Source organism: Streptococcus mitis, from assembly GCF_003942685.1.
Classification (GTDB): Bacteria; Bacillota; Bacilli; order Lactobacillales; family Streptococcaceae; genus Streptococcus; species Streptococcus mitis_CD.
In genome coordinates, this window is sequence record NZ_RJNR01000021.1 from 1 (window position 1) to 17,639 (window position 17,639).

Here is a 17,639-nt window from a genome sequence, read left to right on the forward strand (position 1 = left end):
GGAGGATGATGTGGTTGAAACACTGAACTTCAAACGTTGGAGCAATGTCAACTTGGTAACAGGTCATATTGACTTCCAAGACTGGACAACTAATGATGATACGTTTGATAAAGTGGTCTCTCCAACCATCGCAGGTTACACAGCGGATAAATCAGAAATCCCAGCTGTAAGTGGAGTTCAAGCGAAAGACCAAGACCGTGTTGAAACAGTTACTTACCGTAAGGATGCTCAAAAAGCAATTATCCGTTACGTAAGCACTAACGGTAACCATGTTCTCACAACAGATGAAGTAACAGGTAAGTCAGGCGAAGCCATTGCCTACAGCACAACAAGTCAAATCACAGAATTCAAGAAACAAGGTTATAAGCTTGTTAGCGATGAATTCACAGCAGGTGGTGCGAAGGTTTATGACTACGATACAGCACGTGACCAAGTCTACACTGTAACCCTTTCAGAACGTGTTGAACCAGTTAACCCAGATAACCCAACCCCACAACCAAACACACCAATCAATCCAGGACAACCAGATAGCCCACGTTGGCCAGCTAGTGTTCATGATTTGGATAACAAGGAAAGTGTTAGCCGTACCATCCATTATGTTTACGAAGATGGAAGCAAGGCTAAGGATGATGTGGTTGAAACACTGAACTTCAAACGTTGGAGTCGTATTAACCTAGTGACTGGTCAAATTTTCTTCCAAGACTGGACAACTAATGATGATACGTTTGATAAAGTGGTCTCTCCAACCATCGCAGGTTACACAGCGGATAAATCAGAAATCCCAGCTGTAAGTGGAGTTCAAGCTAAAGACCAAGACCGTGTTGAAACAGTTACTTACCGTAAGGATGCTCAAAAAGCTGTTATCCGTTATGTAAGCACTAACGGTAACCGTGTTCTCACAACAGATGAAGTGACAGGTAAGTCAGGTGAAGCCATTGCCTACAGCACAACAAGTCAAATCACAGAATTCAAGAAACAAGGCTACAAGCTTGTCAGCGATGAATTCACAGCGGGTGGTGCGAAGGTTTATGACTACGATACAGCACGTGACCAAGTCTACACTGTAACCCTTTCAGAACGTGTTGAACGTGTAACACCGAAAGATCCTAAACCACAACCAAACACCCCAGTCAATCCAGGACAACCAAATACACCAAATTGGCCACGTACTGTCGAGAGAATGGAGAAATTGACTCAAACAATAACTCGTCGTATCAACTTCCGTTACCTTAAAAATGGAAAAGCTGCATATGGAACGATTGATCAACATATCAGCTATGAAAGAAATGCTCTTGTGAATTTGGTTTCTGGTGATATCAATTATGAACAATGGAAGATTACTGGTATTAAAAACCAAGATGTTGTAGCTCCAGTAGCATCTCAACCATCAGCTACAACTCCTACAGTAGCAAATAATAGTGTAACAAGAGTTGTAAGATCATCTAGTGTAAGACTAGCTTTAGCTCCACAAGTTACTAATTCTCAAGAGTCTCCATTAGGCTTAACTGTGACAGAAAATGGTGAGCGTTCAGTACGTCGTTCATCAAGAGGTAAACGTGCCACTGTAGCAGAGCCAGATAGTTCAACTAATTCAGAAGCTGATTCATCTGTTAATGCAGTGTTCAAAGCAGTACGAACTCCTATTACACCAAAATTCTATGCTACTGTGAATAAAATAGGAACGATGGAGGTTAACCCAAATTCTCCTCAAGATACAGAAGTTAATGTCGACTTGAAAGAAATGGGACGTATTGTAGCAGTCAATAATAAAGGACAATATATCAATGAACAAGGAGAGGTTGTACAAAACATTGAAGACGCTCTCTATAAGTACTATGATAATGATCCAAACGATGCAACAAAAGCAGCGGAAACAAAAATTCCTGCGGCTCCAAAATTCCATGTATTAAATAATACGCAACCAACTGTTTGGGGATATAATATTGTTGACAAGACAATCGAACCAAATGATGAATCTGATCCTGATCGTATCGGAAAAGATACCTTTGTAACATATAATGAAATTATTGATCCAGTATCTAAGGAAACAGAGCAAACTGTGAGCTTTACTGGTGCAGATTCTGCAACTCCTAAAGATAATGTGCAAAATGATTTTGTCTTCAAGGGATCATATAATGAAGCGACTAAAGAAACAACTTGGGAAAACAAGAACCATACCTATGGCATAGTTAAAGTCCCAGTTGTGGCAGGATATTTTGCTGATAAATCAGAAGCTGGTGCTAAGACAGTTACGCCAGATTCACCAAAAGCAACAGATACAGTTACATATAAAGCTTTGGGTAAAATCATTCCAGTAGATGCTTCTGGAAATGTGATTGTAAATGCTCCTCAACCACAATACATGAATGATGCAAATGATCCTCGTAAAGCTGGAGAAACTGCAGTACCTGAAATTGTAGGCTACAAACCAGAGCGTACAAGTGTCACACCTGAAAATCCAGGTGAAGATACAAAGGTAATTTACGTCAAGAAAGATCAAGTTGCAGTGGTTCGTTATATAGATGTTGATAATAAGGATGAGGTCGTTCATACAGACAATGTTACTGGTAAATCTGGAGAAAAGATTGCTTATACGACAGAAACTGTTTTGAAATCATTGATAGAAAAAGGGTACTTATTACAGAAAGATGGTTTCCCTACAGATGCAACTTTTGATACAGATGAAACTAAAGTTCAAGACTATACAGTTCTATTGAAACATAAGATCACTGTTAAAAAAGATGTTCCTAAAGTAGTAGAGAGAACGATCCATTATGTATTTGCAGATGGTACAAAAGCAAGTGAAGATCACCATGATCAAGTAAGTTTTTCACGTATGTTAAGTATCGATAATGTAACAGGTAAAACTACAAGTACATCTTGGGTTTCTGAAGATGGAGTAACAAGTTTTGACGAAGTGGTGTCTCCAACCATTGCAGGATACAATCCTGATCTTGCTAAGGTAGATTCGGTTCAAGGAATTACAGCAGAAACTGGAAATCAAGTTGTAACTGTAACTTATAGAAATGTTCAACCAATTCCACAAGTTACACCAACTCCGGTTCCAACGCCAGCTCCAAAAGTGCCATCAGCAGTTCCAACGCCAACGCCAGCTCCAAAAGAGGGAGAAAAAGACCTTCCAAAAACTGCAGGTCGCTCTTCTGGTATGGCTCAAGCTCTAGGAGTGCTTGGCCTAATTGCTGGATTCAGTTTAGTTGGAAAAGCAAAACGAGATGAATAAAATCAAAACAAAACTCTAGACGACAAAATATTGTAAGTGTAGTGTTTTAGGGAGTGAGAATGTATGTCAATACAGCATCAATTCCACTCCCTTTTTTATCATAAAATAGTTAGAGAGAAAAAATATGTATTCAAGAGTAAAACGGAATCAAATGAATAAGGTAAACAAGTATTCCATTAGAAAATCAAGTTTTGGTGCAGTATCTGTTGCTGTAGCTGCCTTGATGGTTTTTGGTACTTATTCCGATGTGGGTGCAGATGAACAGAAAGTATATTTGCATCGTACTGAAAAAGAAGAACAAAAAGTATCTGAAAACCCAGACGATACCAAGCAAAAAAATTCAGAGGAAAAATTAGCAGAATTGTCTTCCACTCTTCAAGCTCCAGTTTTGGAAAAAGAAGAATTAGATGTCAATGCCCTTCTAAAAAAGGAAGCAGAATCTAAAGTGGCAGCTGAGACAAAAAATTCTGACTCAAAAGAATTAACTTCTAAAGAAGTAAAACCTAGCGAAGAAAAAACTACTTCACCTGCTTCAAGTGAAAAGGTAAAAGAAGAAAAATCAATCGAAAAAATTACTTTGGATCAGGTTGTATCAGAAGCAGAAGTTTTAAATCAAGTCGCTTTACGTTATTCTCAAGAAGCAGAACGTAAAGCTGAAGAAAAAGCCTTAGTTCAAGCAGCTGTTAAGGCAGCCACCATTCAGATTTCACAATCAAAAGCCTTGTTAAAAGATTCATCTGTTAGTGCAGAAAATCTTAAGACTCAATTAAATCAACTGTATTCAGCTATCGAAACAGTGTATACTGAGTTGCAACGTGCAGGACATGGCAAGAAAATTAGCGCTAGTCTATCGCCAATTCAAACACAAGATGTAGCTATCGATAATGGAAATATTATTGCCAGTGGTACAATCGATATGGCGGATCGTGTGACTTCAACAGGTATTGCTGATTATCGTTTCCAATTAAAATTTAAAAATGGTGCCTATCATAAGGGAGATATCTTCACAATTGGCTTGAAGGAATTACCGCAAGACAATAATCTTCCTCAAAAATTGGTTGCTGAAGGTAAAGTATTTGCAGAACGAGTGAGTCTGGTTCAGAAAAATGATAATGCCAAAGCTGGAAGCCTTTCATACTGGGCTTCACGTGGAGATCGTGACGTTGCTCTGGACACAAAAGAATCATGGGATTTAGTTGACAAAGGAAGTCATATTGAAGCAACATACCGTTTCACTGACGAAATTGAACGCTTAGACGATGTTACTTTTGAACTTCAATACAGAGGTGGAATTCGTTATCCTCGAGTGAACGTGGATAAGTCTGTAACTGGTGTTATTTCAGTTAATGGTCAAAATGTAGTCACTAAGAATTACACTGTGATTAAAACAGATATAGGAGCACCTAAAGTTTATGATACACCAGCTACAGCTAACTTCACAGGTGATGTTATGTTGGATGATGATGGTAGTATCAAAACATATAACAGCACTCTTCGTATCGGAACATGGAAATCAAACTTTAGTGCAGGGACCCGTTTCACCGTTCGTATCAATGATACAGAATTCAATAAGTTTGCTACTGTCGGTGAATTTGTTGAACGTGGTGCCCACAATGTCGAAATGATAAATACTAGCCCTGATACATCAAGAACAAGGGTAAATCGCCATAATGTTATTTTGGAGGCACCTCGTGAAGAGCCTGGTCAACATGCCAAATTCAAGATTCTTAAGGCAGCAGATAATGAATTAACCTTTGAATTGGTATCTGGAAAGATGTTGGCTGGAAGAACTTATGTATTACGTACAAAAGACTTTGGAGTTGACCGTGTTCCGACAAGTCACACAGTTAATTATCTGAATGAAGCTAGAAATGGTTTTAAATCAAATGTTCCAGGGACATTGACAGTTGTTGATGCCAAAGGTAAAAATCTTACAGACCAATACGAACAAGCTGCTGATTCTGATTGGAAAATTGCCAATCCAGATATGGTAAGAACAGATGGACGCCTTGTATATGGAGATGTAGCCGTTCGCTTCGTTGATACTCAAGGGAAAATGCTTCTTCCTGCCATTGCAGCGGTGGAAAATGGAGGTATCCTTCAAGACAAATTCACTACTGTAAGACCATCTACCAAAATTGATACTAGCTATGTAGCTACTTTAGAGAGAAATACAACTGAGACAGAAGTTCAAGAAAACAAAGGAATTCAAACAACATCTATCACAGCACCTTATTTATTGCATTCACCAAATGGTAAATATTATGTCTTTAAAGAATATGCACAGAATGATCGTTTCTATAGCAATACGAAGACATCTGGTACGATTACACGAGCTCAAGCTAACGTGGTAGCTGTGTACGAAGAAGCTAAATTTGGTAAAGTTGATATTCAGTATCGTGATAAAACAAGTCAAGCTATTTTAGAAACATTCAATACACCACATGATAAGAGTTCAAATCTCATTAACTTGTTGGGAAATAACTATGATGTGACTGCTAAAGTTCCTGAACGTTTCGAAAAAGATGGTGTAGTATATGTCTTGTCACAAACACCTGCTAATAGTAAGGGATATTTGACACAGGCTGATATCCATGTTGTTTATGATTATCTTGCTCAACAAAAAGCACAGGTTAAATACCTCAATCAAACAGAAACAAGTCCTAAAGTTTTAGGAAATGTGGATAGTGTAGTTGGTCTTCCAGGTGAAACAATTGTTTATAATTCAAAAACTCGTATTAATCAGTACCTAAAACAAGGATATGAATTAGTACATGATGGTTTTGCAAATGCTAATGATAAACGTTTCGACAGTGAAAAACAAACTGATCAAGTATTCTCAGTTCAATTAATCGAAAAAGTTGTGACTGTTACAGCAGATGATCCAAAACCAATTGCTGGAAATCCATTAGTAGCAGGAGATGCATTGTCACCTGTTTGGCCTAAATCGGTTGAAAATTTAGATACACTGAGAAAAATGACCAAGCAGACGATTCACTACAAATATCAAAAAGATGGCAAACAAGCTTTCAAAGATGTAGTTCGATCTGTAGTTTTTGAAAGAGTGGCGAGAGTTAACCTCGTTACTGGTGCAGTTATTTATGATAATTGGAAAATCACAAGAATTGATGATAAACCAGTAGCGTCAGTGGATACGACTGTTCATAAACCAAATGTCACTCCACAAGGAGTAACAACTATTGCAGCAACTCCTTCTAGTCTAGGGAATGGAATTTCTATCAAACCAGTTTTGACTGTTCCGAATCCAGTTGTTGCATCATCACCAATTGTTGCAAAACCCGTCGTATCGGTAAAACCAGTAACACCGGTTAAACCAGCAGTGTCAACTCCGGCTAAGCCAGCACCTGTAGTTAAACCAAAACCGGTAGCACCATCAACACCAGTCAAACCAGTAATTTCGACACCAGTAACTCCAGCGCCTGTTGACACACCACAACCAGTTGCTCCAGTGAAACCAGTAGCCCCTGCACCGGTAACACCTGTTAAACCAGTAGTATCTACTCCAGCTACACCAACACCAGCTGTGCAACCAAAACCGGTAGCGACTACTGATTCAAAACCTAGCTTAACTCCAGCTGAAGCCTTGGCTGCAATTAAACCAACAGATTTTTCTTCACAAACATCTGTTAATAAGAAAACAGAGACAAAACCTGTTCCTGGTGGAACGGCTACGACTACAACTACAACGACAACCACTGTTACCTCAAATGCGGCAACAGCGGGTCCAACAACACCGATTGTCACTATTACAACAAATGAAACTGAAACTCATTCAGAGGTGACAAGTGTCATTCATACTGGCACCACTAGCCACACGCATGTGGTCGGAGTTGTTACAAAACCAAACGTAGTTGTTACTCATCCAAAACCAAGTGTTCAGCCTAAACCGCATTTAACGAGACCTCATCATGGACCAGTACACCATGTTCCTTCACGTCCAGGTAAACAAGTTAAACCAATTAGAACTGGACCAGGAACTCGTGGTCATGCTAGAAGACATCGCTAAATATAAAGTGTTAATACTGATTTAACTAGTAGTATAGTATTAAATAGCACAAAAAATGAGCAACTTTAAATTTAAAGTGGCTCATTTTTATATTAAGGACTTCTTAAAATTTTCTATTTTTTATTGAATTGCTACGAACAAGTCTTGAGCTTGTTTTTCAAGTGAGTTTAGGACTGTTTCTTCAAGAACCAATTTTCCGTCTGCCCAGGCAGAGTCATTGACACGTGCAGCAGTAAAGTCACCAACGACTTGTGTACGGATGAATGGCAAAAGGTCCTTGTAAATAGCGAAGAGTTGATCGTGACCTGCATTGGCTACAGATGATACGGTAACAAACTTGTCTTGAAGGGCAGAAGCGCCACGTGTATCAGATAAGTCAAGAGCGCGAGATAGCCAGTCAAGTAAGTTTTTCACCATACCAGGGATAGAGAAGTTATAGACTGGAGAGAAAATCCAGATGGCATCCGCAGCGAGAACTGCTTCACGAGCAGCAGCTACAGCTGGATGTGTTGGAACTTCCAAATCTTGGCTGAAGAGAGGAAGGGTTGAATAATCAAGGTAGCTAACCTCTGCTTTACCAGCAAGTGCTTTCTCAGCTTCGAGAGCCATTTGGTGGTTGAAAGAACCTTGACGTAGTGATCCGACGATAAATAATACTTTTTTAGACATGATGTGTCTCCTTTTTCTTAAATTTCCGAGAAGTCTCTCGTTGTTATAAAATATATTACAACAAAACAAAAGGACTTGCAAGAAATTTGCTCAGAGTTTATTTGAAAATTATAAAATTGCTGAAACTCTAGTCAGTTGCCACTGGAAAAGTAAGAACTGTTTTTTGGATTTTAGTTTTCTTTGATTTTATAGGAGTATTCCAATATTCTCTTGTAATATAATGACATAAGTGCTAAAATAAACAAGAAAACTAGCAATAGAAACCGCAGAACAGCTATTTTCCGGTATCATTTCATAAATCATTAAAGGAACAATAATGGCATTGAAGAATGCTTCTAAAAGGGGTGGAGATCATGTAAGGCAAAGATTAACAAGTGACGGACAAAAGAAATAATACACTTGTTAAGGAGAAAAGATGTTAATAAGAAATTATCGGAAAAATATTGGCCTGATGGCCGGAGTTGAGTTTTTTGCATTTCTAGGGATTACCAGTTTTTGGATTCTCTTTCTCAGTCAAAACGGAATGTCTCTTTGGCAGATTGGACTTCTGGAGAGTATTTTTCATATGACCAGTCTTCTCTGTGAAATTCCATCTGGTATGTTAGCTGACCGCTATTCCTATAAGACCAACCTTTATTTAAGTCGAATAGCAGGGATTGTGTCTTCTATTCTTATGTTGGCTGGGCAGGGAAATTTTTGGATTTATGCGCTAGCTATGGCGATAAGTGCCTTGTCTTATAATTTTGATTCAGGAACAAGTGCAGCAATGGTCTATGACTCGGCTGTAGAGGCTGGGCTAAAGGAGCGCTATCTATCCATTTCAAGTTTCATGTCAGGAGTAGCAGAAGGAACTCGTTCTTTGGGGACAGTGTTGGCGGGATTTTTTGTCCATGGTCAATTGCACCTGACCTACTATATCATGATTGCCACTTCTATCATAGTTCTTGTCTTGATTTGGATGCTGAAAGAGCCCAGTGTCAAGCTAGAAAAAACTGATAGTGTGACCATGAAACAGATTATTTGGACTGTTAAGGAAGAGTTGGAGCGAAATCCCATGCTCTTCAACTGGATGATTTTGTCTCAGATTGTTGGTACACTCATGTGCATGTTTTATTTTTACTATCAAAATCAGTTACCAGATTTAAGTAGTTGGCAAATTTCAGCAGTTATGCTACTTGGAAGTCTCTTGAATATTGTCGCAGTCTATCTAGCGAGTAAGATTGGAAAGAAATATGCCGCCTTGAAGATTTTCCCTATCCTCGTCCTGCTGACTGGAGTTACCTACCTGCTGTCCTACTTTGGAACACCTCTAATCTATATTTTGGTTTATTTGATGAGTAATGCTCTATATGCTCTTTTTCAGCCGATTTTTGATAATGATTTGCAAGAGCGCCTCCCAAGTAAAGTAAGGGCAACCATGCTGAGTGTCTACTCAATGATGTTTAGCCTAAGTATGATTGTCTTCTTCCCACTGACAGGCTGGTTGATTGACAATTTAGGCTTTGTAGTAACATTTCTTTATCTAGGATCCTTTTTAGTCATGATTAGCCTTCTACTGACTATCTTTTTAGGAAAAATGGCTAAAAGAATAGATGATAAAATGATTCCATAGATTAAAAGAATTTCTGAAAACTTGAGTGCAAGCTCAGGTTTTTTAATACGGTGATTTCGCTTGTGTCTATGCTTTTCTCTCTCGGTTTTAAACAAGAAAAATCGGTTTACTTTGAAGGAAGAAATAAAATACGATTGTTCTTGCATTCACTTGTAATAAAGCCCAATAGATGGTAAAATAGACGAGTGAAAACAAGACAAAATAAAGCAAAAAATAATCTACTGTGGCAGTATGGTCTAGGGATGACGATTTTGTTTGTGGTTATCAGTGCTTCCTTTCTGTATCTGGTTTCTCTTAGCATGAAACCTTATCAAACAGCTAAAAGTGAAGGAGAAAAATTAGCTCAGCAGTATGCAGGATTAGAGCAGGCTGATCAGGTTGATTTATACAATGGCTTGGAATCTTATTACAGCGTTCTTGGTCGTAATAAACAGCAAGAAGCACTTGCTGTCCTGATTGGAAAAGATGACCATAAGATTTACGTTTATCAGCTAAATCAGGGTATTTCACAAGAAAAAGCAGAAGCGGTTTCTAAGGAAAAAGGAGCTGGCGAGATTGACAAAATTACCTTTGGCCGTTATCAAGACAAGCCAATCTGGGAAGTCAAGTCAGGATCTGATTTTTATCTAGTAGATTTTGAAACAGGAGCATTGGTCAATAAGGAGGGCCTATGAAACTATCCAACCGTGTTTTAGAAATGGAAGAAAGTGTGACCTTGGCTGCTGGAGCCCGTGCCAAAGCACTGAAGGCTGAGGGAAGAGATATCTTGTCTCTAACCTTGGGTGAGCCAGATTTCACTACTCCAAAAAATATCCAAGATGCCGCCATTGCATCGATTCAAGATGGGCGTGCTTCTTTTTATACAGTAACCTCAGGCCTGCCAGAGCTCAAGGCAGCAGTCAATACCTACTTTGAGCGCTTTTACGGCTATTCTGTAGTGCCAAATCAAGTGACAGTAGCTGCAGGAGCAAAATATTCTCTCTATACCTTCTTTATGGCTGTGGTCAATCCAGGTGATGAAGTTATCATCCCAACCCCCTACTGGGTCAGCTATGGAGATCAGGTTAAGATGGCAGAGGGTGTGCCAGTCTTTGTTCCTGCTAAGGAAGACAATCACTTTAAGGTGACTGTAGAGCAGTTAGAAGCAGCTCGCACAGACAAGACCAAGGTTTTGGTGCTGAATTCACCATCTAATCCGACAGGTATGATTTACACCCGTGAGGAACTCTTAGCAATCGGGAACTGGGCTGTAGAAAATGATATTCTCATCCTAGCAGACGATATCTATGGGCGCTTGGTATATAATGGCCATGAGTTCACACCTATTTCTAGTCTATCAGAAGCAATTCGCAAGCAAACAGTGGTTATCAATGGTGTGTCTAAAACCTATGCTATGACTGGTTGGCGGATTGGCTATGCCGTCGGAGAAGCAGATATTATCGCTGCCATGTCCAAGATTGCAGGTCAAACAACTTCGAATCCGTCAGCAGTAGCCCAGTATGCAGCAGTTGAGGCTCTATCAGGTGAGCAAGATACTGTAGAAAGCATGCGTCAGGCTTTTGAAGAACGTCTCAATACCATCTATCCCCTACTTGCTGAGGTGCCAGGATTTGAAGTGGTCAAACCGCAAGGAGCCTTCTATCTCTTCCCAAATGTCAAAAAGGCAATGGAGATGAAAGGCTATACGGATGTGACAGACTTTACAACCGCTATCCTAGAAGAAGCCGAAGTGGCCTTGGTAACAGGAGCAGGCTTTGGAGCGCCAGAAAATGTGCGTCTCAGCTATGCGACAGACCTAGACACGCTTAAAGAAGCAGTTAACCGCTTGAAAGCATTTATGGAAAAATAAAAGAAAAAGAAAAGGAAAAATAATGACAAAACGTGTAACGATTATTGATGTAAAAGACTATGTTGGTCAAGAAGTGACGATTGGCGCTTGGGTTGCCAACAAATCAGGAAAAGGGAAAATCGCCTTCTTGCAATTGCGTGACGGGACAGCCTTCTTCCAAGGTGTAGCCTTTAAACCAAACTTTGTAGAAAAATTTGGTGAAGAAGTGGGGCTTGAGAAGTTTGATGTCATCAAACGCTTGAGCCAAGAAACGTCTGTCTATGTGACAGGTATTGTTAAAGAAGACGAACGTTCTAAGTTTGGCTATGAGTTGGATATTACAGACATCGAAGTGATCGGTGAATCTCAAGACTACCCAATCACACCAAAAGAACACGGAACAGACTTCTTGATGGACAACCGTCACTTGTGGCTCCGTTCTCGTAAGCAAGTAGCGGTGATGCAAATCCGTAACGCTATCATTTATGCAACATATGAGTTCTTTGACAAGAACGGCTTTATGAAGTTTGATAGCCCAATTCTTTCAGGAAACGCGGCAGAAGATTCAACTGAACTCTTTGAAACTGACTACTTCGGAACGCCAGCCTACTTGAGCCAATCAGGTCAGCTTTACTTGGAAGCAGGAGCTATGGCACTTGGTCGTGTCTTTGACTTTGGTCCAGTATTCCGTGCTGAAAAATCAAAAACACGCCGTCACTTGACTGAGTTCTGGATGATGGACGCAGAGTACTCCTACTTGACACATGATGAGTCGCTTGACTTGCAAGAAGCTTATGTGAAAGCTCTTCTACAAGGTGTTCTTGACCGTGCGCCTCAAGCCTTGGAAACATTGGAACGTGATACAGAACTCTTGAAACGCTACATTGCAGAGCCATTCAAACGCATCACTTACGATCAAGCCATTGACCTCTTGCAAGAGCATGAAAATGATGAAGACGCTGACTACGAGCATCTTGAGCATGGAGATGACTTTGGTTCACCACATGAAACTTGGATTTCAAACCACTTTGGTGTGCCAACATTTGTCATGAACTACCCAGCAGCCATCAAGGCCTTCTACATGAAACCAGTTCCTGGAAATCCAGAGCGCGTGCTTTGTGCAGACTTGCTTGCTCCAGAGGGATATGGAGAAATCATCGGAGGGTCTATGCGTGAGGAAGACTATGATGCCCTTGTCGCAAAAATGGATGAACTTGGCATGGATCGTACAGAATATGAATTCTACCTTGACCTTCGTAAATATGGTACAGTTCCACATGGTGGATTTGGAATCGGTATCGAGCGTATGGTAACCTTCGCAGCAGGAACAAAACACATCCGTGAAGCCATCCCATTCCCACGTATGTTGCACCGTATCAAACCGTAAATAAAATAAAAAAGTTATTATAATAAAAAGAAGGGTAATTCCTTCTTTTTGTATTTTGGGTACAAAAATATTATACAAAAAGCGAGAATATATAGATCTTTTTGGTTGACTGATGTTAAAAATATATGGTAAAATTGGATAATGAGTATTGTGTTGTAGTTTCGTTAAAGAAGGCTTTCTTTAGCAGGAGAGGCAGGGAACATGAAGGACTTCAACCTTATTCTAAATTAACATATATATATAAATAAGGAGAAAACATGTATTCAAGAATGGAAAAATACCATGGTAGAAGAGCCCAGCGCTTTTCTATTCGTAAGTATAGTTTTGGTGCAGCTAGTGTTCTTTTGGGGACTGCTCTTCTTTTAGGAGCAAATGCTGTTAAAGCTGATGAGACAAACACTGGTTCTGCAAAGGCTACAGAAGTTACAAATTCTGATAAACAGAAATCTGATTCTGGTTCAACAACACCCGTTGTTGAAGAACTTCCTGAATTAAAGATTGATGCTGTAAAAGCAGATGAAAAACCTGAAGTAAAAGAAGATGCTAAAACTGAAGCTAAACCTGTAGCAGAAAAAGAAGTTACCGTTAAAGCTGAAAAAGAAAAGCCAGCTAAAGATCAAACTGATAAAAAAGAAACAGATAAAGAAAAAACTGCGAAGATCGAAACAGAAAAAGCACAAGATGAAGTGAAGACAGTTCTTACTCAATTGACTTCAGAAGCTGATGTTATGGCATCTGTAGCCTCAAACTTCTCAGATAAAGAAGTCAAAGATGAATCGGCTAAAAAAGAACTTGCGGTTAAGATTGAGGCAGTGAAACTTGAAGCAGCGAAGTCTAATGATTTGCTTTCATCCGATGCATCTAAAGATCAAATGGTAGCTCAAGTGAATCGTCTTTCTGCTGCCATTGAAGCAGTTTATACGGAAATGAAACGTGCTGGCCATGCAGGTAAAGTAGAATCGGTATTAGCTGCTACTGCATCAAAAATTACAGGTAAAGATGTTTTTAAAGATGGAGAAACAGTTAAAGCTGTAACAAACGCTTATGTTGATATGAATGCAGATAATACGGCTCCTACAGGATGGGGATTTGATACTACTATTAGTACATCAACTCTTAAAGCGGGTTCTATTACAAAAATTGAACTTACTAACTTAGCTGAGTTAGGTGCTGGTTTGGCAGTAAATACGGAAATCAGAGCGACTGATGGAACAGTAGTTGGTAAAGTTAAATCTATCGACTTTAAAACAACTACAGGAAACAACAATAATAAATCTGTACCATATTGGGCACAACGTACACAACGTGGTATGACTTATGACCAACGTGTTGCTGAGCAACCAGCGGTAGCTAACGAAACTGGAACATATACTTACAACATCGAGTGGAACGATAAAGTAAAAGACTATCCGAATGTGTCGTTTGGAGCGAGTAATTTATCGGGTGATGGATATTTAGCTCCACAAATTTCAAAAGACACTCCGTATACAGCGACTATTAAAATTGATGGGCGTACAGTTCTGGAACATACTTATACAAGAAAAGGTCAACAACCTAGCTATCAAAAACAAGGTACGAGTGCATCACTAAGTGAAAACAATGGATTGACATACCTTAACAATGAGCAAATAGGTAGAAGTGATTCAATCGTATTAAAAACTGATTCAGATGTTCGTTATGGAGTAGGATCTAAATTTACAATCAAACTTCCAAATGCAGATTTTACTGAATTCAAAGAACTTGAAGGAAGTTCTAACTTTGTAAATGGATTAAATACAGCGTCTACTATTAACCCTAATAAAGGAGATAGTATTACATATCGCCCGCAAAACCGTTGGTCTAATGCTAGAGCTAATGAAAACAATGTATGGATTTTACAAGATGGTCGAGATACTGGTTTTACATTAACACCTAGATTAATTTCACCAACGGAATTAGAACTTACTGTTACAGAAGGAACTATTCAAGAAGATTCTATAGTCTCTATGCCTCTTCAATCTTTAGGTATTGAAAAAGTAATAAAAGACAAAACTCTAACAAGTGAATATTCTAATATTACTTATGAAAATGGATTAATTAAACAAGGTTATGTAGGAAACGATAAAACTGCAGCAACTCTTACTGTATCAGGTGGAGAATCTATTAACGGTGAGAAAGAAGATGTTATAACTACAGTGCCAAACGGTTGGAGTGTTAAAGGTGATGGTAAAGTTCAAGGTGAGCCACCAACAGGTGCTGTTGTTAGAACATTCAAAGATTTAGTGACAGGTGAAGTTATAGGTTTTGAACCAACAAGATATACGGGGAATATTCCTTTAAGTGAAGATGGTTCAAAAGATTACACTAATGTACTTGGAAACAAATATGATGTAAGTAATGATCACGTAGACTTAGTTAAAGAAGTTAACGGAGAAGAATACATTCTTGCAGATCTTCCTCCTGAAAACGTAAAAGGTACACTAAGTGTTACGAAGACAAGAGCAAGAGATTTATATTCTGAAGAAGAATTAAAAGCTAAAGGTATAAATGGATCTGCATTTGTTACCCCAGCAGAGTATGATTATGTTAAGAAAACAAAAGTAGAAGAAGTAAACCGTACAATTAAATTTGTATACGCTGACAATGTTGCAGGCTTAGCGGGTACTGATGTATTCCCATCACAAAAACAAACTGTAAGTTACACAGGTTCAATCAAGTTAACTGCACAAGGTAAAGCGGTAATTAACTCTGAAGACAAACCAGTTTATATTAACTGGAAAGGAACTAATGGTCAAAGTACTGATCTTCCAGAACTTGCAGTACCACAAAAAGAAGGTTACATCGCAAGTGTTGAAAAAGTACCAGTACAAGCAACAACAGCTACAGATGAAGATTACGAATATGTTGTTAAATATACAGCAATTCAAAAAGCGAAAACAACATTTGTAGATGAAAAAGGAAATGCAATTCCAGGGGTAGCTGAAATTACTGAACAAGGTGGATCAGAAACTCCATTAACAAAAGAAGCTGATGTTAAAGCTAAGATCAAAGAACTTGAAAACAAAGGATATGAATTAGTATCTAATACATACCCAGAAGGTGGTAAGTTCGATACGGATAAAGATACAGATCAAGAGTTCAAAGTAACACTTAAACAAAAAGAAGTTACAGTAACACCAGATCAACCAAAAACACCAGGAACTCCAGTAGATCCAAACAACCCAGACGGACCTAAATACCCAGCTGGCTTGGAAGAAAAAGATCTAAACAAAACAGTAACACGTACAATCACTTATGTGTACGAAGATGGAACTCCAGTATTAAATGAAGATGGAACACCAAAAACAGTAACACAAGAAGCTAAATTCACACGTGAAGCAAAAGTGAACTTGGTAACAGGAGAAGTTACATACGGAGACTGGACACCAGCACAAGACTTAGCTGAAGTTAAATCACCAGTAGTTAAAGGATACTTAGCTGACAAAGCAAGTGTTGCGGTGGTAAATGTAACAGGTGATTCTGAAGATATTAAAGAAGTAGTAACATACAAACCACTAGGATCATGGGTACCAAATATCCCGGGACAACCAACAAACCCAATCAAATATCCGAATAATCCAGATGATCCAACAAAACCAGGAACTGATAAACCGGTATTACCATACGTACCAGGTATGACTCCAAAAGATGGAAATGGACAACCACTTAAACCAGTAGATCCACAAGATCCAACTAAAGGATATGTCATTCCAGATATTCCAAACGATCCAACTCAAAGTACGCCGATTAACTACGTAAAAGATACTCAAAAAGCTAAAACAACTTTCGTAGATGAAAAAGGAAACCCAATTCCAGGTGTTGATGCTATTACTGAAGAAGGTGACTCAGATACACCACTTACAAAAGAGGCTGATGTAAAAGCGAAAATCAAAGAACTTGAAAACAAAGGATATGAATTAGTATCTAATACATACCCAGAAGGTGGTAAGTTCGATAAAGATAAAGATACAGATCAAGAGTTCAAAGTAACGCTTAAAGCTAAAGAAGTTACAGTAACACCAGATCAACCAAAAACACCAGGAACTCCAGTAGATCCAAATAACCCAGATGGACCTAAATACCCAGCTGGCTTGGAAGAAAAAGATCTAAACAAAACTGTTACACGTACAATCACTTATGTGTACGAAGATGGAACTCCAGTATTAAATGAAGATGGAACACCAAAAACAGTAACACAAGAAGCTAAATTTACACGTGAAGCTAAGGTCAACTTAGTAACAGGTGAAGTGACTTACGGAGATTGGACTCCAGCTCAAGACTTAGCTGAAGTTAAATCACCAGTAGTTAAAGGATACTTAGCTGACAAAGCAAGTGTATCAACTACAAAAGTAACTGCGGATTCAAAAGATGCTACAGAAGTAGTAACCTACAAACCAATCGGATCATGGATTCCAAACATCCCAGGTCAACCAACAACTCCAATCAAGTATCCAAATGACCCACAAGATCCAACAAAACCAGGACAACCAACAGAAGTGTTACCATACGTTCCAGGATTCACTCCAGAAGATAAAGATGGCAACCCACTTAAACCAGTTGATCCGAAAGATCCATCAAAAGGATATGTAGTACCAAACATCCCAACAGATCCAAGTCAAGATACAGTAATTAACTACGTAGCAAACAAAGCAAACTTGGTAGTTAAATATGTAGATGAAAAAGGCAAAGACTTAATCCCTTCAGAAACAACAGAAGGAAAAGTGGGAGATGAGTACTCTACAAGTGGAAAAGTTATTCCAGGACACCTACTAGTTCGTGTTGAAGGAGAAGCTAAAGGTAAGATTGGAAAAGATGGTTCAACAGTAACATACGTTTACAAACCAATCGGATCATGGA

The 17,639-nt window shown here is 38.9% G+C and carries 8 protein-coding genes; 7 read left to right on the forward strand and 1 reads right to left on the reverse strand.

What is annotated here, in order from left to right; all coding sequences use genetic code 11:
• Both D8855_RS10595 and D8855_RS09660 read left to right on the forward strand, forming a co-directional pair.
• On the forward strand, window positions 1–3,241 hold a 3,241-nt coding region (locus tag D8855_RS10595; RefSeq protein ID WP_419991690.1), incomplete at its 5' end, for a mucin-binding protein.
• A 151-nt stretch (window positions 3,242–3,392) separates the two neighbouring features.
• Window positions 3,393–7,268 (forward strand): mucin-binding protein, encoded by a 3,876-nt coding sequence (locus D8855_RS09660; protein ID WP_125417146.1) that lies wholly within the window; start codon window positions 3,393–3,395, stop codon window positions 7,266–7,268.
• A gap of 120 nt (window positions 7,269–7,388) precedes the next feature.
• Here D8855_RS09660 and D8855_RS09665 read toward each other — a convergent pair whose 3' ends face one another.
• Window positions 7,389–7,937, reverse strand: coding sequence for an NADPH-dependent FMN reductase (locus tag D8855_RS09665; protein ID WP_120718607.1), 549 nt, complete (start codon window positions 7,935–7,937; stop codon window positions 7,389–7,391).
• 415 nt (window positions 7,938–8,352) lie between these two features.
• Here D8855_RS09665 and D8855_RS09670 point away from each other — a divergent pair, with 415 nt between their 5' ends.
• The 5 genes from D8855_RS09670 to D8855_RS09690 all read left to right on the forward strand — a co-directional run.
• The gene (locus D8855_RS09670; protein WP_125417147.1) at window positions 8,353–9,549 is read left to right on the forward strand and encodes an MFS transporter; all 1,197 of its coding nucleotides are present in this window, start codon (window positions 8,353–8,355) and stop codon (window positions 9,547–9,549) included.
• A 185-nt stretch (window positions 9,550–9,734) separates the two neighbouring features.
• Window positions 9,735–10,223: a cell wall elongation regulator TseB-like domain-containing protein gene (locus D8855_RS09675; protein WP_042750837.1), complete on the forward strand. Its 489-nt coding sequence runs from the start codon at window positions 9,735–9,737 to the stop codon at window positions 10,221–10,223.
• A complete protein-coding gene (locus tag D8855_RS09680; protein WP_004263279.1) occupies window positions 10,220–11,398 on the forward strand; it encodes a pyridoxal phosphate-dependent aminotransferase in 1,179 nt (392 codons plus the stop codon). The genes D8855_RS09675 and D8855_RS09680 overlap by 4 nt, the downstream gene beginning before the upstream one ends.
• A gap of 22 nt (window positions 11,399–11,420) precedes the next feature.
• Window positions 11,421–12,764: an asparagine--tRNA ligase gene (gene asnS, locus D8855_RS09685; protein ID WP_000167160.1), complete on the forward strand. Its 1,344-nt coding sequence runs from the start codon at window positions 11,421–11,423 to the stop codon at window positions 12,762–12,764.
• A gap of 257 nt (window positions 12,765–13,021) precedes the next feature.
• Window positions 13,022–17,639 (forward strand): mucin-binding protein (locus D8855_RS09690; protein ID WP_125417148.1); only part of this gene is annotated, 4,618 nt, incomplete at its 3' end.